At 66.2% G+C, this 21,865-nt stretch carries 17 protein-coding genes; 5 read left to right on the top strand and 12 right to left on the bottom strand.

What is annotated here, in order from left to right:
* Window positions 1-91 precede the first annotated feature (91 nt).
* Window positions 92-1,585, top strand: coding sequence for a PLP-dependent aminotransferase family protein (locus NFG57_RS05750; RefSeq protein ID WP_348815619.1), 1,494 nt, complete (start codon window positions 92-94; stop codon window positions 1,583-1,585).
* Between the two features lie 17 nt (window positions 1,586-1,602).
* On the opposite strand, the gene NFG57_RS05745 is transcribed toward NFG57_RS05750, so the two are convergent.
* Genes NFG57_RS05745 through NFG57_RS05735 form a run of 3 tightly spaced genes read right to left on the bottom strand, consistent with a single transcriptional unit; the run spans window position 1,603 to window position 5,706 of the window.
* On the bottom strand, window positions 1,603-2,583 hold the full coding sequence (locus NFG57_RS05745) for a GTP-binding protein (RefSeq protein WP_348815618.1): 981 nt from the start codon (window positions 2,581-2,583) through the stop codon (window positions 1,603-1,605).
* Entirely contained in the window at window positions 2,573-4,192 is a 1,620-nt protein-coding gene (locus NFG57_RS05740) for an amidohydrolase (RefSeq protein ID WP_348815617.1), read from the bottom strand. Before NFG57_RS05740 ends, NFG57_RS05745 begins: the two co-directional genes overlap by 11 nt.
* On the bottom strand, window positions 4,192-5,706 hold the full coding sequence (locus NFG57_RS05735) for a sodium/glutamate symporter (RefSeq protein ID WP_348815616.1): 1,515 nt from the start codon (window positions 5,704-5,706) through the stop codon (window positions 4,192-4,194). The genes NFG57_RS05740 and NFG57_RS05735 overlap by 1 nt, the downstream gene beginning before the upstream one ends.
* Window positions 5,707-5,823: 117 nt before the next feature.
* Between NFG57_RS05735 and NFG57_RS05730 the strand changes: the two genes are divergently transcribed.
* A complete protein-coding gene (locus tag NFG57_RS05730) occupies window positions 5,824-6,726 on the top strand; it encodes a LysR family transcriptional regulator (RefSeq protein WP_108131561.1) in 903 nt (300 codons plus the stop codon).
* Between the two features lie 102 nt (window positions 6,727-6,828).
* Here the strand turns inward: NFG57_RS05730 and NFG57_RS05725 are convergent, their stop codons facing one another.
* From NFG57_RS05725 to thiO, 3 genes are all read right to left on the bottom strand, one after another.
* Window positions 6,829-8,277 carry an FAD-binding oxidoreductase gene (locus NFG57_RS05725; RefSeq protein WP_348815614.1) on the bottom strand — a complete coding sequence of 483 codons (1,449 nt, stop codon included), beginning with the start codon at window positions 8,275-8,277 and terminating at the stop codon, window positions 6,829-6,831.
* 33 nt (window positions 8,278-8,310) lie between these two features.
* A complete protein-coding gene (locus NFG57_RS05720) occupies window positions 8,311-8,703 on the bottom strand; it encodes a nuclear transport factor 2 family protein (RefSeq protein WP_045991941.1) in 393 nt (130 codons plus the stop codon).
* 119 nt (window positions 8,704-8,822) lie between these two features.
* A complete protein-coding gene (gene thiO, locus NFG57_RS05715; RefSeq protein WP_124802466.1) occupies window positions 8,823-10,013 on the bottom strand; it encodes a glycine oxidase ThiO in 1,191 nt (396 codons plus the stop codon).
* A 213-nt stretch (window positions 10,014-10,226) separates the two neighbouring features.
* Here thiO and NFG57_RS05710 point away from each other — a divergent pair, with 213 nt between their 5' ends.
* Together NFG57_RS05710 and NFG57_RS05705 are read left to right on the top strand one after the other, a co-directional pair.
* Window positions 10,227-11,276: a MoxR family ATPase gene (locus tag NFG57_RS05710; RefSeq protein WP_348815612.1), complete on the top strand. Its 1,050-nt coding sequence runs from the start codon at window positions 10,227-10,229 to the stop codon at window positions 11,274-11,276.
* Window positions 11,273-13,018, top strand: a complete 1,746-nt coding sequence (locus NFG57_RS05705) for a cobalamin biosynthesis protein CobT (RefSeq protein ID WP_348815610.1) — start codon at window positions 11,273-11,275, stop codon at window positions 13,016-13,018. Before NFG57_RS05710 ends, NFG57_RS05705 begins: the two co-directional genes overlap by 4 nt.
* On the opposite strand, the gene NFG57_RS05700 is transcribed toward NFG57_RS05705, so the two are convergent.
* Together NFG57_RS05700 and NFG57_RS05695 are read right to left on the bottom strand one after the other, a co-directional pair.
* Entirely contained in the window at window positions 13,015-14,313 is a 1,299-nt protein-coding gene (locus NFG57_RS05700; protein WP_348815609.1) for an FAD-dependent oxidoreductase, read from the bottom strand. The genes NFG57_RS05705 and NFG57_RS05700 overlap by 4 nt on opposite strands.
* Before the next feature lie 189 nt (window positions 14,314-14,502).
* The gene (locus tag NFG57_RS05695; RefSeq protein WP_348815607.1) at window positions 14,503-15,915 is read right to left on the bottom strand and encodes a sodium:solute symporter family protein; all 1,413 of its coding nucleotides are present in this window, start codon (window positions 15,913-15,915) and stop codon (window positions 14,503-14,505) included.
* Between the two features lie 142 nt (window positions 15,916-16,057).
* Between NFG57_RS05695 and NFG57_RS05690 the strand changes: the two genes are divergently transcribed.
* Window positions 16,058-16,990 carry a LysR family transcriptional regulator gene (locus NFG57_RS05690; protein ID WP_052704284.1) on the top strand — a complete coding sequence of 311 codons (933 nt, stop codon included), beginning with the start codon at window positions 16,058-16,060 and terminating at the stop codon, window positions 16,988-16,990.
* Here NFG57_RS05690 and NFG57_RS05685 read toward each other — a convergent pair.
* The 4 genes from NFG57_RS05685 to xsc form a co-directional block, all read right to left on the bottom strand.
* On the bottom strand, window positions 16,980-17,708 hold the full coding sequence (locus NFG57_RS05685) for an aspartate/glutamate racemase family protein (protein ID WP_348815606.1): 729 nt from the start codon (window positions 17,706-17,708) through the stop codon (window positions 16,980-16,982). The genes NFG57_RS05690 and NFG57_RS05685 overlap by 11 nt on opposite strands.
* A gap of 38 nt (window positions 17,709-17,746) precedes the next feature.
* Window positions 17,747-18,535, bottom strand: coding sequence for a TSUP family transporter (locus NFG57_RS05680; RefSeq protein WP_205254722.1), 789 nt, complete (start codon window positions 18,533-18,535; stop codon window positions 17,747-17,749).
* A 27-nt stretch (window positions 18,536-18,562) separates the two neighbouring features.
* On the bottom strand, window positions 18,563-19,570 hold the full coding sequence (gene pta, locus NFG57_RS05675) for a phosphate acetyltransferase (RefSeq protein ID WP_348815605.1): 1,008 nt from the start codon (window positions 19,568-19,570) through the stop codon (window positions 18,563-18,565).
* 182 nt (window positions 19,571-19,752) lie between these two features.
* Window positions 19,753-21,573, bottom strand: a complete 1,821-nt coding sequence (gene xsc, locus NFG57_RS05670; RefSeq protein WP_045991934.1) for a sulfoacetaldehyde acetyltransferase — start codon at window positions 21,571-21,573, stop codon at window positions 19,753-19,755.
* Between the last annotated feature and the right edge of the window lie 292 nt (window positions 21,574-21,865).

Raw genomic sequence — 21,865 nt, 5'->3', positions numbered from 1 at the left:
GACGCTGTAAGATCGTAGGCGGGCGTGGCCGCCAGGCCTGGGCCACGCCGGAACTCGTCCAACAACCACCATCCGGGAACCCGTCGTCGGTATGAGCGCCCCCCTGTTTCGACTCGACGCAAAGCGTCAGGAAAGCCTTCAGTGCCAGCTTCGCGAGCAGATCGCCCACGCCATCCTCGAGGGGCATCTGCCCACCGGGGAGGCGCTGCCTTCGAGCCGCAAGCTCGCCAAGGAGCTGGGTGTGGCCCGCAACACGGTGATGATCGCCTACGAGCAACTGCTGGACGACGGCTACCTGGTCGCCCGGGAGCGCAGCGGCTACTTCGTCAATCCGGATATCCTCGCCGGACGCGTCACGCCCCCGGCCGACATCGCCCCCCCAGCCGCCAGCGCCACCTCCCACTGCGGCACAGCGACGCCCTGGGACGAGCTGTTGACGATGCGACCCTCGCGCCAGCCGACCATCGTCAAGCCGGCCAACTGGCTCGACTATGACTACCCCTTCCTCTACGGCCAGATCGATCCCAACCTGTTTCCCACCCAGCACTGGCGGGAGTGCAGCCGCGACTCGGTCAGCGTGCCGGCCATCCGCCGCTGGTCGGCAGACCACCTGAGCGAAGACGACCCGCTGCTGATCGAACAGATCCACCAGCGACTGCTGCCCCGCCGTGGCGTCTGGGCCCGACCGGAGGAGATCCTGATCACCGTGGGCGCCCAGCAGGCGCTATGGATCACCGCCATGCTGATCCTGGGGGCGGGTCGACGCTTCGCCATGGAGAACCCTGGCTACGTCGACATGGTCAATATCGCCCGCACCTTCACCGACGAAATCGTCGCGGTGGACGTGGACGACCAGGGCCTGGTGATCGACCAGCGCCTGGCCGATTGCCACCTGGCCTACGTCACCCCGAGCCACCAGTCGCCCACCGGCGTGACCCTGCCGATGCAGCGCCGCCGCGACTTGCTCGACAGCGCCAGCGCCAACAACTATCTGGTCATCGAGGACGACTACGAGAGCGAGACCAACTTCGTCGACAACCCGACGCCGGCACTCAAGAGCCTCGATAGCGATGGCCGGGTGATCTACGTGGGCAGCCTGTCCAAGACCCTGGCGCCGGGCCTTCGGCTCGGCTACATGGTGGCGCCCCCCGCCTTTATCGCCGAGGCGCGCGCCCTGCGCCGGCTGATGCTGCGCCACCCCGCCACCAACAACCAGCGCAGCGTGGCGCTGTTTCTCGACCGTGGCTACCACGACGCGCTGCTGCGCCAGATTCGCCAGACCTACCAGCGCCGCTGGCTGTTGATGCGTGACGCCCTCGCATCCCACCTGCCCGAGCTGCGTATCCGCTCCACCTTCGGCGGCTCCTGCTTCTGGCTGGAGGCCCCCGCCGACACCGACGTGGCACTGCTGAAACGGCTGGCCGAGGAGCACAGCATCCTGATCGAGAACGGCGAGGTGCACTTCCTGACCCCGGCGCATCGCCCCACCCTGAGGCTCGGCTTCTCGGCCATCGACGAGACCCGCATCGAGCGCGGCATCGAACGCCTGGCGGCCCTGCTGCCCCAGGCACGTCGCACCAGCTGAATCCGGGAGGCACTGGGCTAGCGCCCGATCGGTGCCATCGGCGCCGTATCAGTCTCGCTGTCGAGCTGCGCAAGCTCCTCCATCAACCGAGTAAAGCGTTCGCCCCGGCGACCGATGCACACCAGCACGGCGCCGGTGGCGGGCGGCCCGTGGCTCTGCCAGGCGAGGCGCTGTCCGCTCAACTGCAGACTTCGCCATTCTTCCCCGTCCGCCAGCCGACAGCGGACGAAGCCCTTGGCGCGAAACAGGCAGTCGCGGTAGCGCTCGAGCAGCGCTTGCAACTCCTCGGCCACCAGGGGGTGGCGAAGGTGCAGGGTGGCATCGGTCAGCCCCGAGTGTCGGGCACGCTCGGCGAACGGCTCCGCCGATGGCTTGGCGCCATTCGCTTGCCAAAAGGCCGGGCCAGAGGACGTCGTCCTGGACGACGCGGGAGCGACTTGTACCGGCTCTGTCGCCACCGCCGCACCTGGGGCGAGCTGTCCCAGCCATCCGAGCAGCTGGTCGCGCGCGCTGTCCTCTTGAGGCAGACGATTGACCAGCAGACGATGGGCGGCGTGCACCTGGGCGCGCCATAGCTCCCCCACCTGGGCGTCCAACGCCAGACGGCCAGCCTGGCTCGCATCCACCAGTACCACGATATCGGCAAGCTCAAGCCCCGGCGCCAGCCTGGCGATATCGGCGATCCGTTGAGGATTGGCCACGCCGCTGGCCTCGATCAGAATTTCCGTTGGCCTGGCCTTGAGTCGCAGCGCCTGAGACAGCTGCTCGGCCAGGGTGCCCCCCAGGGTGCAGCAGACGCAGCCGTTGGACAGCGACAGCACGCGATCGTCGCGGTAGTCGATCGCCGCCACATCGACGTTCACCTCGCCGACGTCGTTGACCAGAATCAGAGCATCCTCGATATCCCCCGACGCCAGCCGACGGTTGAGATAACTGGTCTTGCCCGCCCCCAGGAAACCTGCGATCACCGTCACCGGCACCCGATCATCACACCTCATGCACCCGTCCTCCCGACACCGTGGCGTGTACCCGGATGTGTCGCAGATCCTGTGCTGAAACTTGCAATGGGTCGTCATCCAGTACCGCCATATCGGCAAACTTGCCGACGTCCAGGCTACCCACACGGTCGTCCATGCCCAGCGTGATGGCAGCGCCCAGGGTGATCATTTCCAGTGCATCTTCCACGCTCACCGCCTCATGGTGACCCAGCGTCTGGCCACTGGCGCTCTGGCGGTTGACCGCACACCAGGCGGTGAACAGCGGCCCCAGCGGGGTCACCGGCGCATCGCTATGGATAGCGGTGACGATGCCCAGTCGGCGGGCCGAGGCCAGCGGCTCCAGGCGCTGGCAGCGCGTCGGTCCCAGGGTGCGTTCCAGGTGCACATCACCCCAGTAGTAGAGATGATTGGCGAACATGTTCAGGCACAGTCCAAGACGGGCGGCGCGACGTAGCTGGGCATGGTCGATGATCTGGCAGTGCTGCAGGGTATGGCGGTGATCGAAGCGAGGCCACAGGGTCAGCGCCTCCTCCAGGGCGTCCAGCATCAACTCCACGGCCTCGTCACCGTTGGTGTGAATGTGCAGTTGAAGCCCCGCCTGGTGGTAGGCGTGTACCAGCGCCACCAGTCCCTCTGGCTCGGCGTTCCACAGCCCGTTGGGATGACCATCATGGTAGTAGGGCCACTTCAACCGCGCGGTATAGCCCTGGATCGAGCCGTCGGTCATCAGCTTGGCCGGGCCAAACACCAGCCGCTCATGGCTGTGGCCCATCGCCGCCTGGAGTCGCGCGATGCCCTCCTCGGCCGACCACGCCAGCACCCCCATGGCCGGCACCAGGCGCACCGGAAAATCGGCCTCCCGGGTCACCTCGACCATCGAGGCGATGGCGTCATCGCTCAAGGGGTTGTACAGATCGGTGATGGTGGTGACGCCCTTGGCCGCCGCGATGGCACCGTAGCGCCTGAGCACCTCGGGTGACGCCACCGCCTCGAACAGATTCCTGCCAAGGGCATCGAACACCACGAACATGGCGGCCATTTCCTGGAGCTCGCCATTGGGCTGGCCGTCCTCGTCGAGCATGATGCCCTCGACCCGCGGCCCCTCACTGATGCCGGACAGTGCCAGCATGGCCGAATTGACGGTCATCACGTGCAGGCTTGCGTGCAGCACCACCAGCGGTCGATCTCCGACCGCCTCGTCGAGCTGGTGGCGACTTAAGCGCTGGCCGGGAAAGTAGACCGGATCAAAGCCCCAGGCGACCAGCGGCTCGCCCGGCGGCAGGCTATCTGCATGCTGGCGCAGCCGTGCCTGCATCTCGGCGACGCTCTTCAGCCCCGGCCACTCCTTGCCCTCGGCATCGACCCGACTGAAATACCCGAGATAGAGGTAGTCCCACATGGCGCCTTCCAGAGCGTGGCTGTGGCCTTCGACAAAGCCCGGCAGGATCACCTTGTCGGCGAAGCGATCATCGATGCGGGCGTCGATTGGCATCGCTTGCGCATCCCCCACCGCCAGGATGCGATCTCCCTGCACCGCGACATGGGTCGCCTCGGGCTGGGACGGATTCATGGTCAGGATGCGTCGAGCGGGATAGACGGTGATGCTCATCAGGAGGCAGCTCCCTTGCTGATGGTGGGCGTGGACGCGGAGGCTGAGTCTGACTGGGCGGCGGCATGGCCTTGTGTGGGAACACCCTCGGCCCAGCCCGACGAGGGCGATGAGGCTCTGCCGTGCCGCCCCCACATCAGCATCAGCGGGATGCAGGCGATCAGGGCGATGGCGGTGCCGCCGAACACCAGCAGATAGATCGCCGGCGTCAGCGACGGCACGATGGGGGCGAAGATCATCAGGATGTGCAGGTTGACCACCACGATGGCCAGATTGAAGAAGGCAAGCTCCTTGGGCACCGAGGTGGAAAAGTCGGCGTCCATCATGCGCAACAGCAAGAGCCCGGTACCGGTGGAGCCACAGCAGCAGCCAAACGAGGTCACGGTACGCTCTGGTCCCAGATTGCCGCTCAACCGCCCGATCAACAGACAGCCCACCAGGGTGGCGATCGTCACCGTCACGGTCACCAGCAGGATCGGCGCCAGCAGCGCGTAGAGCACCGCGAACTGGATGCTCATGAGGGTCCCCACCACCATGAAGTCCACCGCGCTGCCGGTGATCCGCTTGAGCGTCTCGTCATCGACACGGTGGGAAAGCCCGAGTCGATCGATCACCATGCGCATCAGCACGCAGACACCCAGCCCGTGCAGAAAGAACAGGTTGTGGCTGAACAGCACCCCGACGTTGATGCCGAACGGCGAGGCATTGCCGATGATGCCCTGCACGAAGGTCAGCCACAGGTGGGTGATCACGTAGGCGATGGCAAGCAGGCCCAGATGGTAGGCCAGCGAATCCAGATTGCCCGGGTGCGACACCATGCGCCCCATCCCGGGAGCCTGCTGGTTGCCCTCGTCGTCGCCCGCCCGGGTAAAGAAGCCCAGGCGAAAGTTGTCATCCAGGCGCGAGGCGCGATTGGCGTTCAACCCCTTGGTCAGGTAGCGCCGGGCAAGCGGCACGCCCAGGGCAAACGCCATCAAGAATCCCAGAGAGGCATAGATCAGCCCCACCTGGGCGGCATTGGCGATGCCGTACTCGGTCTCCCAGATGGTGCCGTAGGTCAGCGCCTGTCCCGGCCCCTGGGTAAAGCCGTGGGTCACGATGGCCCCCAGAAATCCGCTGACGTCACTGCCGGTCACGGCGTCGTAGCCGGTCACCACCAGAAAGCCGATGGCACCTTGCATGCCCAGGCTGATGCTCCAGGCAAGCGTCAGCCAGAGCCCGCCGCGCACGATACTGCCGCCACCACCGGGCGCGTCCTGGCGACCACCCCCGGTAAGGCACAGCGACATGAAGCTCAGGGTGAAGAAATGAAAGGTCAGAGCGGTGAAGTCGGCGGGTGAGTAGCCCGGCAGCAGATCCAGCGAAAGCGCCAGAAAACCGATCAGGCCGCCGACGATGCTGGCCGGAACCAGCGAGGCCCGAAGCCAGCTCAGCCGGCTTCGCAGCTGGCTGCCGACCCACAGCATGAGGGCAAGCAGCGCGAAGGCGATCACCCCGTGAAAGGAGTCTTGCATGATGGAGTCACCTCGACGTTGTCGTTGTTGGAAGTGAAGCGAACACTTCCAGCCTAGGCACGCCATCGTTGCGCGTATAATATCATTTAACGTTCACTTGATACCTGTGAGGCATCAATGCGCATTGAGCTTCGCCACCTTTACGCCTTTGTCGCCGTGGCCGACAGCCTGCACTTTCGCCGCGCCGCCGAGCGTCTCAACGTCGCCCAGCCGGCGCTGAGTCGCACCATCGCTCAGCTCGAGGACGCCATCGGTGAAGCGCTGTTCGTGCGCAACAATCGCCAGGTCCGCCTCACCGATCCGGGACGCATCATGCTCGAGGAGAGCCGCCAGATACTGCGCCAGGTCGATGATGCGGTGCTCAAGACGCAGCGAGCGGGCCGTGGAGAACTGGGCCGGCTGGCCATCGGCTACACCGACTTCGCCATCACCGGTGAGTTGCCGGCACTATTGGACGACTTTCGCCGCCAGAATCCGGACATCCACTTCGACCTGAGCTTCGGCTCCACCGCCCAGCAGCTCGACGAATTGACCGAGGGCCGCCTGGACTTCGGCTTCGTTACCGGCCCGGTGCTGACCCCGGGGCTGCGTTCCCGTCCCATCCAGCGAGATCACTTTATCGCCGCGGTCGGTGACAACCACCCGTTGGCCGGGCGCAAGAGCATCCGGCTGGAGGAGTTGGCCCGGGAGCCGTTCATTCTTGGCGCCCGCAGCATGTGGCTGCACTTTCGCCAGATGCTCGAGCAGATCTGTCGGCAGGCGGGCTTCGAACCCCATGTCGCCCAGGAGACCTTCAACAGCGAGACCATGTTTGCCTTTGTCGCCTGCGACTTCGGCGTCACCGTGCACCTGGAGTGCGCCACCAACTATGTGCGCAAGGGCGTCACCCTACTGCCGCTGGAGGGGGTAAAGGAGTGCCTGGTCACCGAGGTGGCCTGGCGGGAAGACGGCGTGACAGCGGTTCAGCAGGCCTTTCTCGACCGCCTCGACAAGATGCTGCCACCGGAGGAAGTGAAGTAGCCGCAGCACCCACCGCAGCACCACAGACATTGAAAAGCCGCGACCCCAAGGTCGCGGCATCGTCGTGAGGGTTACCCATAGCCAGAACGGGACCGATCGGGTTCAGAGCACCTCATCCTTGAAGTAGTAGTAGCGATAGAGGAAGCGCTGGCCGAATCGGCGGAAGGGGGCGAAGGCCTCCGACTCGATACGTTCGCGCAGGTTGGGAAAGGGCAGCTTCGAGGTGAAGATCGGCAGATCCAGCGACCTGCCCTCCCCGGCGATCCACTGGGCCAGGCGCTTGCCGGCCTGGGCCGAGTACATCACCCCGTTGCCGCCATAGCCCAGGGCGTAGTAGACGCTCTCCTTCGGGTCCGGCTGATGGATGCGCGGCATCATGTCGTGGCTGACGTCGACCCAGCCCCACCAGGAGTAGTCGATCTCGATGCCGGCAAGCGCCGGGAACTTGCGCTCCAGGTCGGCCCTGAGTACCGCCGCGTAGCGCTCCCTGGGGGCATCGCGGCCGCTGATGGCGCTGCGACTGCCGATCTGCACGCGGTTGTCCGGCAGCAGCCGATAGTAGTGGCGCAGGATTCGGGTGTCGGTCAGCACTTGTCGGGTGCGGAAACCGGTGGCCTCGATCTCGGCCTCGGTCAGCGGCCGAGTGACCATGGAGTTCGACAGAATCGGCAGCAGCCGGTTCTTGAGGTGGGGGCTCAGCTGGCCGGTGACGTAGCCGCCGGTGGCCATGCCCACCGCCCGCGCCTTGACCACGCCGCCTGGCGTGCGCAGATGGTGCACGTCGCCATGGGTCTCCCAGCCAAGCACCGGGCTCGCAGGGTGGATCTTCACCCCCAGGGCGCGCGCCTTGCGATGGTAGCCGAAGGCCAGCTTGGCGGCGTGGATACCGATGCCCTCGGGCTCGTGCATGGCGCCGGCCGCCTCGCTGTCGCCCACCCACTCACGCTTGACGGTGTCGCCGTCGATGATGCGAGCGTCGTAGTCGAAGGTCTCGCGCAGAAGCCGCGCCTCCTTCTCCAGGCTCGGCATCACCCTATCCTTGTGGGCGATATACAGGTGCCCGCCGGGCTGCGGGTCGCAGTCGATATCGGCGATCAGCGACTTGAAGGTCTGCATGCCCTCGACACACTCGCGGTGCAACTTGAGCGCGGTATCGAGGCCATAGCGCTGGATCCACTGAGACCGCTTGAGCCGCCCCGAGGCGCACTGGGCCTGGCCGCCATTGCGGGTGCTGCATCCCCAGCTGACGCGGTTGGCCTCGAGCACCGTGGCCTTGATGCCGTAGCGCTCGGCCAGAAAGATCGCCGCCGTAAGGCCGGTGAACCCGGAGCCGATGATCACCACGTCGGCGTCGGTGTCCACCACGATCGGGCCATCGTCGGCCGGGGGCTCGCCGGCGGTGGCGATCCAGTAGGTCGGCGCATAGTCACAGCCGGTACCGACCTGCCTGGCGGTCAACGGGTCATAGGCGGGATCATAGGGGGCCTGGGCCGGAGTGGCCCGGGCGGCATCGTCCGACGAAGCGGCCAGCGGGGTCTGTAGATCCAGCATGTCGAAGCTCCCGAGTCAGGTATCCGAGGTCGCTCAGCCGTTGTTGACCGGCGTGGCGGGGCGCTGCTTGCGGTAGGCGTTCTTCACCGCGATCTTGCCGTCACGGAAGGTGAAGGCGTCGATCATCCGCGCCTCGGAGCGCATGCCATCGGCGGTGGTGCCGCTATAGGTGCTTTCGCTGTAGCCGCGATCTCCCACGACCTGATGCACGCCGTCGAGCCATTGGGCGTCCGGCGCGTTTTCCCAGGCGGCACGCAGCCCGGCGCGAACCTCCTGCTGACCACGAAAGGTCTTGCCGAGCAGGTCGGGACCTGCGACTGCATGAAATTCGCAGTCGTCGGTCATCATCGACATCACCGCATCGATATCGTGACGGTTGAGGGCGTCGGCGAAGTCGGCGAGAAACTGGGCGTCGGGCTGGCTCATGGTGAGACTCCTTGTTATTGGCAGCGCGGGGGTGTCGCCCACGCTGTGTCAGCAAAGTGGTGGCGAGGCGCAGCGCGCCTCGACTCACCTTGAGCCTATAGGGGCCGGTCGTCTGCCACTTAGCACCAGTTGCCCGCCGTCGATTGGGCCAGCCCCGACACGGACGTCGAGCCAGCGGTAGAGAAAGGGCCCGCCGGCTCTTCGCGCTGGATGCGATAGGGGGCTGGTTCCACGCAAGGGGTGCGCCCCAGCATCAGCTCGACGCCCAGCCGCGCCGCCGCCGGCGCCAGCACCAGGCCGTTGCGAAAGTGACCGGCATTGACGTGGAGGCCACGACATCCCGGCACCTCACCGATAAAGGGTATCCCCCCGGGGGAGCCGGGACGCAGGCCCGCCCAGTGGTGCTCGATCGACGCCCGGGCGAGCGCCGGCAGCAGGCGCACAGCACTGCGATACAGCGACACCCGGGCCTCACTGGTGGTGCGCTTGTCGAAGCCTTGATGCTCAAGGGTGGACCCCACCAGGATGCGGCCATCACGCCGTGGAATCAGGTAGCGCCCATCGGCCAGCACCACCCGCGACAGCGGCCGCGGCGTGCCGGGAGCCGGTCGCAGCACCATCATCTGGCCCTTGACCGGTGCCACCGCCATGCCGACCCCGAGGTGCTTGAGCAGGGCACCGCTCCAGGCGCCGCCGCATACCAGCACCCTGGACGCGGTGAGCCCACCAGTGGCGGTGTCGACGCCCTGGATCTGCCCGGCCACGACCTTGAAGCCGGTCACCTCACAGCCCTCGCGCAGCTCGACCCCTGGATGCCGCTCGAGCCGCGCACGCAGGGCACGGCCCAGGCGCGGATTGCGCAGACTACCCAGGGTCGGCATCCACAGTCCGCCCAGGCCCTGGCGGACCCAATGGGTGTCGGCCAACGCCGGCTCCATTCGGCGGATGGCATCGGCGTCGATGTCCTCGAGCGGCTTGGCCTGACACCTGGCCCAGCGACGCGCCGCGTCGGCATCTTCCACCGCCAGGTACAGAAGCCCGTGTCGGCTGAACTGAGGGTCGACGCCGGTGGTCTCCCTGAGCTCATCGCAGAGCCCCGGATAGACCTCTTCCGATAGTGCCGACAACGCCGACACCGGGGCGCTGTAGCGCCAGGGGTAGAGGGGCGAGACGATACCGCCACCGGCCCAGGAGGCCTCCCGGGCACAGCGCCCGCGCTCCACCAGGGTCACCGAAAGCCCCGCCTCGGCTAACTGCCAGGCGCTCATCAGGCCGATGACCCCGCCGCCCACCACCACTACATCGCTCATGCTCGCCTCCTCGCTCGTCTGCCCATGTCCATTCAGCGCCGCTGTCGCGACCGCTGCCACCGCCGTTATCACCGCTGTTATCACCGCCGAAGGCCAATCGTCGCAGCGACACAAGATCAATCAAATCTCATTTTTCGATACAATTTGCGTTATTTTTTAAAACAGGTCTATAGTGACGACACACCTTTCCACCGCGTTTCAGGATTGACGACCATGGCCGACGCCTCACCCCTGCTCGACGACGCCCTCCCCGCCCAGCGTTGGTACAGCGCCCGGGAAATCTTCGGCATCGACTCCGACCTCCAGGTCCCGGTGTTCGAGACGCGCGACGACCATGTGCCGGCCATCGATGACGCCTATCGCTTCAATCCCGACGTGACCCTGGCGATCCTGGCCGGCTTCACCCGCAACCGCCGGGTGATGGTTCAGGGCCTGCATGGCACCGGCAAGTCGACCCATATCGAGCAGGTGGCCGCCCGCCTCAACTGGCCCTGCGTCAGGGTCAACCTGGACGGCCATATCAGCCGACTCGACCTGGTCGGCAAGGACGCCATCGTCATTCGCGACGGGGTCCAGGTCACCGAGTTTCAGGAAGGCATCGTGCCCTGGTCGCTGCAGCGCCCGGTGGCGCTGATCTTCGACGAGTACGACGCCGGGCGTCCCGACGTGATGTTCGTGATCCAGCGCATTCTGGAGCGCGACGGCCAGTTCACCCTGGTCGACCAGAACCGGGTCATCAGCCCGCATCCGATGTTTCGTCTGTTCGCCACCGCCAATACCGTGGGGCTGGGCAACCAGGACGGCCTCTACCAGGGCACCCAACTGCTCAACCACGCCCAGGTGGACCGCTGGAACATCGTCGCCAAGCTCGACTACCTGCCCCGCGACGAGGAAGTGAAGATCGTGCTCGCCCGGGTGCCGAGCAAGGACAACGAACGTGGCCGACGCCACATCGACGCCATGGTGGCGGTGGCCGAGCTGACCCGTAAGGGCTTCGCCAACGGCGACCTGTCGACGCTGATGTCGCCGCGTACCGTCATCACCTGGGCCGAGAACTGCGAGATCTTCCGCGACCCGGCGCTGGCCTTCCGGTTATCGTTTCTCAACAAGTGCGACGAGCACGAACGGCCCCTGGTCGCCGAGTTCTACCAGCGCTGCTTCGATGCCGAACTCAGCGAGTCAGTGGCCAGCGCGACTTCAGACGGCGATTCACAGGTTCGGGATTCACTGGACAAGAAAGAAGACGCCGGGGAGGCGCCATGAGCGCAGCGGGCGAGGCGGCGCTGGCGCTCGCCCGCCAGCGCCGCCAGCAGTACCTGGAGGAGCTGGAGGCAGCCGTGCTGCGCGCCCACACCGGTGAGCACGACTGGTTCTACGCCGGTCGCAGGCTCTACCGAGGGGCGTCCCGGGTGGCCCTGCGCGCGCCTCACCTCAAGCTCGCCGAAGACTGCCTGTCACTCGCCGACTATCGCGCCGTCAGCGACGCCCTGGCATTGCGCCAGCGCTTCAGCGACGACCGGCTGCACCAGCGCCTGCGCCCCGAGGAACCCGAGCCGCGACTGATCTACGACTGGCTCGAGCAGTGTCGGGTCGAGGCCCTGATGGACGGGCCAGCCCCAGGCATGGCGCGCAACCTGAAAGCACGCTTCGAGCGCTGGTCGCTGGACTATCACCACGCCCAGCTCACCGAGAGCGCGCTGGGCCTGTTGCTGTTCTGCGTGATCCAGATCAGCCGGTCACGGCTGATGGCGGCGCCCATGCTCGAGGAATTCGAGGACTTGCTGGAAGCGACCCGCGCCAATATCGTACCGGCGCTGGGCCACGCCCTGGCGGGACTGCGGCGCGAGCGCCACGACCAGCAAGGATTCCAGCGTCACGCCCGCGACATCGCCGACTGGATCAGTGCCCAGCTCGAAGGTTACGAGCCCCAGAGCGAGCGCAAGGACGAAGCCAAGGACCCACGCCGGGCGCTGGCACTGCTGCTCGACAGCGAGGACGAGCTCGACGACGAGGTGCCCCTGGCCGCCACCGGCCAGAGCCGCACCCTGGCCGACGGCGCCCATCGTTATCGCGCCTTCACCACCGCCTACGACAGCGAGCGCGAGGCCGACAGCCTGGTGCGTCAGGCCCAGTTGGAAGAGTATCGGGCGCGCCTGGACGAGCGCCTGCACGCCCAGAAGGTCAATGTGCGTCGTCTGGCCCGTCAGTTTCGCCGCCACCTGTCGGTGGCCGATCGCGATGGCTGGCAGGACGGCGAGGAAAGCGGCGTCATCGACGGCCGCCGGCTGTCCCAGATCGTCTCCTCCCCTCAGGAGCGGCGCGTCTTTCGGCGCGAGCGCTACCGTCCGGTCAGCGACGCCCAGGTGACCCTGCTGATCGACTGCTCCGGCTCGATGAAGGCCCACGGCGAGTCCATCGCCATGCTGGTCGAGCTGTTGACCCGGGCGCTGGACATGGCCGGCGTCGACAGCGAGGTGCTGGGCTTCACCACCGCCGCCTGGAACGGCGGCCGAGCCCAGCGCGACTGGCTCAAGGCCGGGCGCCCCGCCACGCCGGGACGGCTTAACGAGGCGCGCCATCTGATCTTCAAGGACGCCCAGCAGCCGTGGCGACGCGCGCGAAAGCGCTTCGCCGCCCTGCTCAAGGCCGACCTGTACAAGGAAGGGATAGACGGTGAAGCGGTCGAGTGGGCCTGCCAGCGCCTGATGGCGGCAGACGTCAATCGCCGCCTGCTGGTGGTGATCTCCGACGGCAGCCCCTCGGACAGCGCCACCAACCTGGCCAACGACCGCCACTACCTCGACAACCACCTGCGCTCGGTGGTCGCGACCTTCGGCGGTGGCAACGGCCGTCGCCCCGGCCCCATCGATATCATCGGCCTCGGCGTCGGCCTGGACCTGAGTCCCTACTACGCCCGCCACCGGGTCATCGCCCTGGACCAGACCCTCGACAACGCCCTGCTCGACGAAGTGGTGGAGCTGATGTTGTCGAGGCGTCGCTACTAGAACCGGGCAGGGGACAGGCTGGCGACGTAGTCAGGCAGGACTTCACCGTGGATCATGGCCGCGATCAATTCGCCGGTGTGGGCGGACTGGGTCAGCCCCAGGTGGCCGTGGCCGTAGGCCACGAAGAGCCCTTCTCTGCCCGTCACCTGCCCCACTACCGGCAGGCCGTCCGGTGTCGAATGGCGCACGCCCATCCAGCGCTCTGCCAGGCTCAGGGGCCGTCCGAACAGCGCTTCCCCCCAGCCCTTGAGCCTTTCCCAGCGGCGCTCGTCAGCGGCGCGGTCAGGAGCGGTAAACTCGGTGGTGCCGGCCAGGCGAACGCCGCCATGCATGGGAGTGGCGTAGAAGTGGCGGGCCAGCCAGCCCACCGGGCGCGACAGCGAAAGCGGCGTTTCAAGCCGCACATGGTAGCCGCGCTCACTCACCACCGGCAGCGACACCCCGAGCGACTTGAGCAGGGCATCATTGGCGATGCCCGCGCACAGCACGACCTGGTCGGCCTGGTCGGCCTGGTACTCACGGGACTCGCCGTTCTCGCCGTTCTCGCCGTTCTCGCCGTGCTCACCTTTCTCGCCGTCCTCACAGATCAGGCGCCAGCCCCCCGCGGCCAGCGGCACCAGCCCCTTGATGCGGGTACCATGCTGCACCACGCCCTCGCCTTTTAGCCGCTTCCACAGTGCTTGGCTCACCGCCAGGGAATCCTTGAGGTGGCGCGTCTCGGGGAAGTACAGGCCGCCGACGAGATCCGCGGGATGGATCACGGGTTCCAGATCGCGCACCTCCTGCGCCGTAAGCACCTCACAGGCCACCCCATCGGCCCGCTTGGCACGGGCCGACGCCTCCAGGGTCGCGGCCAGCGGGTCGCCTTGGCGGGCGAGTTGCAGACAGCCGGTGTCGGCGTACAGATCCGGCGCCTCGAGCGACTCAAGCAACGCGTGCTGAGCCTTGACCGCATCCTGAATCAGCGCCACCAGATCCGACTTGTGGTGGGCAAAACGCGACGGTGTAGCCGCCTTGAGAAAGCGCGGACCAAAGCCCGCCAGGCGGGCCAGATAGCGAGGGTCAACAGACAGCGAGGCGTCACGCCGACACAGCTCTCCAGGCAGTTGCCTCAAGGTATCGATACTGGCCATGGGCGAGGTGGCGTAGTTGGCGATCAGGCCGGCGTTGCCGAAGGAGGTGCCCTCCCCCGGCGGGCCCGGGTCAAAAAGCTGTACCCGGTGGCCACGTCCCGCCAGCGAACGCGCCACGGCCAGCCCGACGATGCCGGCACCCACGACGGCGATGGTATTCATGCACTGTCTCCTGTTGGACGAGGGCGGCCGGCCCGTGCTTGGGGCCAGCCGCGTCTTGTGGGCAATATTGTGGGGTTCAGTTGTCGCGGTAGAAGCGCCAAGAGGCGATACCCACCCCCACCGCGGTGAGGATGCTGACGGCACTGACGGTATACAGAGCAAGAGCGTACAGAGTCATGGGAATCTCCTTCACTGAGCCTTGGCGGTGACAGGGGCGTCGGGGACCGAGCGGAACAGTCGGTAGACCAGTACAAACACCAGCACATTGGCAATGACGCCGGCGATCAGCGCGGTCAGACCGGTCGCTGCCTGCAGGTCGAAGGGCCCCCACTTCCACAGGATGGTCACCAGGGCGCCGGCGAGCATGGCGGCGACCGCCGAGCGGGTGCAGCGCAGATCGAACAGCACCGCGAACACGAAGGGCAGCAGAATGGTCGGCGCCCACAGCGCGTAGCTGAGCAGCAGCGCATCGATGATCGAGGTGGCGTAAAGGGCGAAGACCACCGCGCCGAGGCCAATCAGCAGGTTGACCAGCCGCTCGATCCACAGCCGCTTCTTCTCGCTGACGTCAGGCTCGATAAAGGGTTTGTAGATGTCACCGACGAAGATCACCGCCGCCGAGTTGAGGTAGGAGTCGGCGGTGGACATCACCACGGCCAGGAGCGAGGCCAGCACCAGTCCGGTGATGCCCACCGGCAGGGCGTCGCGGATCAGGGTCGGCATCGCCTGGTCGGGCGAGATGGTCGGATAGAGCACCAGCGCGACCAGCCCGATGGTGGCGCTGACCAGATAGAACAGGAAGCCGAAGCCGCCGGCCACCGAATAGCCGATGCGGGCGTGGCGCGAGTCAGGGGCCGACAGGGCGCGCTGGGTGTAGGGCGGCACCAGGGTCTCGCCGAGCAGAAAGGCGATGAAGATCGACAGGAACATGCCCACCGAATAGTCGCCCATCAGGCTGAAGTGGCCCTCGGGCAACCGCTCCACCAGCGCCTGGGGGCCGCCCAGGTCATGGATGCCGATCAGCATGGTCACCGGCAGGAACACCGCCAGCATCAGAAACTGCACCACGTCGGTCTGGATCACCGCCCACATGCCACCCACGGTGGAATACAACAGCACCACCGCCATGCCGATCAGGATGCCGGTGGAGACCTCGATACCGAGGATGGCGTGGAACACGGTGCCCACCGCCAGGGCCTGGGCGCCGAGGATGCCGATGCAGAACACCAGCGAGAAGATGCCGGTGAACAGTCGCGCGCTGGCACCGAAGTGCTGCGCCATGATGTCGCCTACGGTCTGGGCGTTGACGTAGCGCTTGAGCCGGGGGGCGATGAACAGACCCGCCAGTACCGTGGCCAGGGGAAAGGCCGAGGCGGCGACCATGAAGGCGTAGCCTTCGCCGAAGGACTTGCCGGCACGCCCCATGGAGGCGCCGCCGCCGAGGAAGGAAGCCGCCAGGGTGGCGAACAGCACCGGCCAGATGATCTTGTTGCCGGCCACCGCAAAGTCCGCGCTGCCGGAGACCTTCTTGGCGCTGCGATAGCCGATGTAGATCAGTATCGCGAAATACAGAAGCAGACCGCCGAGGTCGATGGGATTCATGGAACTACCCTCGTTATGGTTGTTGGGGGTGGTGTCAGCATCGACCGCCATTGCCATAAAGACAACTTTGAGATAACTATGAAACCATAAATACAATTTAGAGGCGCTCACTCACTTCCCGAGGGCGCCCGGAGGGACGCCCATGAAGGTTCGTCACCAGCTTCGCCAGCTCCAGATATTTCGTGAGGTTGTGCACACCGGCAGCCTGTCGAAGGCCGCCCGTCGTCTGGAACTCAGCCAGCCGGCGGTCAGTTCGGCCATCGCCAATCTCGAGCAGGAGGTGGGGTTCTTGCTGTTTCGCCGCAACAACTACGGCACCGAGCTGACCCCCGAGGCCCGCTATCTGATGGAGGGGGTCGACAAGGTACTGGCGTCGGTGTCACATCTGGACGAACTCGCCGATGGCCTGCGCCAGGGCCGCGCGGGCAAGCTGATCCTGGGCTGCATGCCGGGGCTCTCGCCCACCGCCATGCCCGGGATCATGGCCGAGTACCTGGCCGACTATCCCGATACCCGGCTGTCGTTGCAGACCTTCAGCTCGCGCAAGATCCGGGACTGGGTGGCCGAGGGCCAGTTCGATGTCGGCGTGATCGAACGCCAGGATGACCTTAACGACCTCGATGCCCGCCACCTGTCCCTGCGCATGCACCTGGCGGTACCGCGCCACAGCCCGCTGGCGGGCCTTGCTCAGGTAGAGGCGGCGGATCTTGACGGCAAGGCCCTGGTGACCCTGGACGAGCACCACCAGAGCACACTCAAGTTGAAGCAGGCGCTCAGACAGGCCGGTGCCGACTGGCAGATCGCCGCCGAAACCCACCTGTTCCCTTCCGCCATCAGCCTGGTCAATGCCGGCATCGGCCATGCCCTGGTGGACCCGGTCTCGGCCTGGAGCTTTCTGATGCGTCGCGACTGCGCCGTAGCGATCCTACCCTTCGTTCCCGCCATCGACCTCGATATCGCCGTGATCACCTCGCGCTTTCACACCAGTTCGCGCCAGTGCCAGCGGTTTCTGCCCTATCTGGAAAAGGGACTCGACACCTGGCACCGGCGCGCGCTGTCGCCGCTCAGCCCGTGACGAGCGGGTCCGGCGCCGATTGCTGCCTGCCGACAGCGGAGCGAAGGATCAGCTCGAGTGCCGGCACAATATCGTAGACCGGGCAGCCCGCCTCCCGTCGCACCACCTCCACGAAAGCGCTCAGGTCGGTACACTCCAGCACTACCGCGTCCAGCGGCGCTTTCGCTTTCAGTCTTCGGGTTGCCTGTGCCAGCTCCTGCGCCATGGCGGCGAGATCCAGGTCATCGCGTCGACCTTCCAGGATCACCTGACGAAACTCATCACCGTCTTCGAGCCCCTGCACCACCGGCAGAGGCCCTTGCCAGCCAGCGCCGACGAAGTGGGCGCGCTTGAGCGCCCCCGAGTCTGCGGTCAGCACGCCGATCCGTCCTGTGCCACCGTGCACGCTGGCGAGCCACGGCAGCAGGGTCAGGCTGGACAATACCACCGGCACCGTCACCGCGGCCGCGACCCGTTCCTGATAGCGCGCCATGAAGCCACAGCTCCCGGCGATGGCACACACCCCCTCACGCTCCAGACGCCTGGCGCGGTCCACCAGCAGCGCGCCCAGCTCATCCCCGGGTGCATGCAGCAGGCGGGGAATATCGATGCCCTGCAGCACCTCGTAGCGTATCGGGTGGCGAAAGGTGTCGGGGTTGCGCAGATGACCAAGCGGCTTGGTAAAGGAAGAATCCAGACACAGCACCCCAAGCGGTGCCTCTTCCATGGCGACTCTCACGGGCAAACTCCTGTTCCGTTGTAGTATCTGTGCGAACCTCACGCCCTGGTCCACAGCGCCAGGCTGCCGTCGAGCATCAGCCCCACGCCGATCACCATCAGCGTCAGCATGGCCACTCGTCTCAACAGCACGGCGCTGCAGGGCGGCGGATAGCGGCGTCCGGCCCAGGTGGCCAGCGCCACCGCCGGCAGGGTCCACAACGCCAGCAGCCAGACCTGGGCATCGAGCCCGCCGGCGGCGCCGACATACAGGGTGCGCACCCCCGAGGTCATGGCGAAGCAGGCGATCAGCAATAGCCGGATGGTCTCGGTGGGCAGCGGCTGGCGATAGCAGTGGTAGATGACCGGCGGCCCGGGCATGCCGAACATCCCGGCCAGAAGGCCGGTCATGACGCCATTCGCGGCGAAGCCTGCCGAGGACGATACGGCCGCGCGTGGGCGCGGCCGCAAGCCCACGCTGAGCCCGCCGTAGAACACCAGCGCCCCCAGCATCAGCATCAACAGCGCCTCGGCGCTGACGCTCAGCCAGTTCAGCGCCCACACCCCGAGGCCGATGGACGGCACGATGCCGAGCCCCAGTGCCAGCAGGTGGCGCCGGTCGAGATGATGCAGCTTGCCGGGCAGGGCCACGGCGCTGTTGACCAGGGTCACCAGACTGACCACCGCCACCAGGGTGGCGACGCTGACCAGCTCGAAGCCACTGGCCACGCCGATGATGATCATGCCGATACCGAACCCGGACACCGTGTGCAGGTAGCCTGCCAGAACGGTGATCAGTATCACCGCCAAAAGGCCAGACAGCTCCATTCCCTCGGGTACCAGTGTCATCTTCCCTCCCGGCCGGCCAGATGAATGTTACGCCACCGACAGGCGCTGGGCCTGGACCGTGGTGACGGCGATCACGTTGACGATATCCTCTTCGCTGCAGCCCCGCGAGAGGTCATTGGCAGGCCGCGCCAGGCCCTGCAGCAGCGGACCGATAGCCTCGGCGCCGCCGATCCGCTCGGCCAGCTTGTAGCCGATATTGCCAGCCTCAAGGTCTGGGAAGATCAGCACATTGGCGTTGCCCTTGACCCTGGAGTCCGGCAGCTTGCGCTCGGCGATCTCGGCGACGATGGCGGCGTCGAGCTGCACGTCCTCGTCGATGGCCAGGCCCGGGCGCGCGTTCTTGACCTTGCGCGCCGCCTCCACGACCTTGTCCACCGAGGCGTGATGAGCGCTGCCGCTGGTGGAGAACGACAGCATCGCCACCCGTGCCGGTTCGTCGAGCAGCGCCTCGGCGCTGTCGGCGGCGGCCATGGCGATCTGCGACAGCGCCTCGGCATCGGGGTCCACCACCAGCCCGCAGTCAGAGAAGATCATGCCTCCCTTCAGGCTATGGAACTCCTTGCACAACATCATCAGAAAGAAGCTCGACACCAGGCTCGCCCCTGGCGCCTTGCCGATCAACTGGATCGCGGCGCGGACGACGTCGGCAGTGGTGTGCACCGCCCCGGCCACACAGCCGTCGGCCAGGCCGTCGCGGACCATCAGGTTGGCAAAGATCAGCGGCTCACGTACCCGCTGGGCGGCGTCCTCGGCCGTCATGCCCTTGGGCCCGCGCAGTTCAAGCAGGAGCGTTGCCAGGCGATCGGTGTGCTCGGAGTCGGCGGGATCGATCAGCTCGATCGCGCCAAGCTCGAGCCCTTCAGCCTCGGCGCGGGCGTCGATCGCCTGACGATCCCCCACCAGCAAGATGCGAGCGTAGCCGGCCTGGCTTGCCGCCAGTCCTGCCTTGAGCACCCGCGCATCGTCGCCCTCGCACAGCACGATACGTCTGGGGTCCTGGCGGGCCATGTCGCGTATATGATTGAGCGCTTTCATCGGAACAGCTCTCCCGGGGTCATTGTTATCGGAGACTCCGCCCATCCCTTCACTCGGCCTGGGCTCTCTGCAACCCTCTGGCGAATGAAAAAAGCCCTGGCACCAGGCCAGGGCAATGTCGTCATACCGGACGAGAGAGTCTTGCGTGGCGAGTCAGACAGGGGAGTCCTTCGCCGCCGGTATCAGACGTAGTCCTGGTACTTCTCCAAGAGACGCACCGGCTTCTTCAGGGCGTCACGGCGGAAGGGGTCGCCCAGTTCACGGGTACACATGATCTCGATGATGCAGGTCTTGCCTTCGTTCATCTGCATGTCCACCGCCTTCTTCAGCGCCGGGCCCACGTCTTCCAGACGGTCCACGGTGATGCCCTCGGCACCCATGGCGCGGCCGATCTCGGCGAAGCTCTCGTTGTCGAGCTCGCCGGCCACGAAGCGGCGATTGTAGAAGTCGACCTGGTTCTTCTTCTCGGCGCCCCACTGGCGGTTGTGGAACACCACCGCGGTGACCGGGATACCGTGACGCACGGCGGTCATGGTCTCCATCAGGCTCATGCCCCAGGCACCGTCACCGGCGTAGGCGATGGCCGGACGATGCGGCGCGGCGGTCTTGGCACCGATGATGGTCGGCAGGGCGTAACCACAGTTGCCGAAGCTCATCGGGGCGAAGAAGCTGCGCGGCTTCTCGAAGCGCAGGTAGCTGTGGGCCACCGAGTTGATGTTGCCGATATCGGTGGAGACCATCACGTCTTCCGGCATGGCCTTCTCGAGCTCGCGCAGCACCTGACGCGGGTGCAGGTACTCGCCGCCGGAGAACGGCTTTTCGTCCTTGGCTTCCTCGATGGCGTCGAGGCTGAACGGATCACGCTCGTGGGTCCACTCGTCGAGTTCCTTCTCCCAGGCATCCTTCTCGGCCTTGATCTTGGCAAGACGCTCGTCCTTGGAGGCGTCGCAGGCCAGGTCACGGCCCTCGAGGCGTTGGCTCAGCTCGACCGCGGCGGCCTTGGCGTCGCCGCAGATGCCGACAGAGATCTTCTTCACCAGGCCGAGCATCTTGTGGTCGGCGTCCACCTGGATGATCTTGGCGTCCTTCGGCCAGTAGTCCATGCCGTGCTGCGGCAGGGTACCGAAGGGCCCGAGACGGGTGCCGAGCGCCAGCACCACGTCGGCCTGGGAGATCAGCTTCATGCCGGCCTTGGAGCCCTGGTAGCCCAGCGGACCACACCACTGCGGATGGCTGGCGGGGAAGGAGTCATTGTGCTGGTAGCTGTTGACCACCGGTGCGCCGAGGCGCTCGGCCAGGGCCTTGCACTCTTCCACCGCGTCGGCCATGACCACGCCACCACCGGAAACGATCACCGGGAACTTGGCCTCGGCCAGCAGGGCCGCCGCCTCGTCCAGTGACTGAGCGCCACCGGGGCCGCGGTCGATGCGACGCGGCTCGGGAATCTCGGCCTCGATCTCGCCGTAGAAGTAGTCACGCGGAATGTTCAACTGGGTCGGACCGATCTCCGACATGGCCCGCTCGAAGCAGCGACCGGTGTACTCGGCCATGCGCGCCGGGTGGGTGACGTGGCCCTGATACTTGGTGAACTCCTGGAACATCGGCAGCTGGTTGCACTCCTGGAAGCCGCCCAGGCCGATACCGGTGGTGCCGGTTTCCGGGGTGATCATGACCACCGGGCTGTGGGCCCAGTAGGCCGCCGCAATGCCGGTCACGCAGTTGGAGATGCCGGGGCCGTTCTGGCCGATGACCACACCATGGCGGCCGGAAACACGGGCATAGCCGTCGGCCATGTGGGCCGCGCCCTGCTCGTGCACCACCGGAATCAGACGAATGCCGGCGGGGGCAAAGATGTCCATGGCGTCCATGAAGGCCGAGCCCATGATGCCGAACATGTCGGTGACGTCATTGGCGACGAGGGTTTCGACGAAGGCCTCGGAGGGCGTCATCTTCTGCTTACCCTTCACGACCTGGCGCTTGTTGGTGTTGTCGTTGTGACTCATGGGGCTCCTCCAGGGAACAAAAGCGGATACTGGCGGCGTCGGCCATCAGGGCCTCGGGCCTTGTCTTGGCTTGAGCCGCTCCGGATCGGTCGCCTCAAGCTTTTCGATACCATAAGTTCCGATTTGCGAAACTTGATCCAAAGGTAGCGGCCGATTCGTGCCCGGTCAAGACGAATTTCATTATTTGATACGTTACGGTTCATTTTTTACAAAAAAAGACCGTCGTCGTGCCACCCTGTTGACTCCACCAAGCCCCTGCAGCGCCTCCCACCGCTCGCCCGCCCCTCCATCC

Origin of the sequence: Halomonas sp. H10-59, from assembly GCF_040070555.1 — a bacterium.
Classification (GTDB): Bacteria; Pseudomonadota; Gammaproteobacteria; order Pseudomonadales; family Halomonadaceae; genus Halomonas; species Halomonas litopenaei.
Note: the sequence above shows the minus strand (reverse complement) of the source record. Positions and strands in the feature narration are given on the sequence as shown.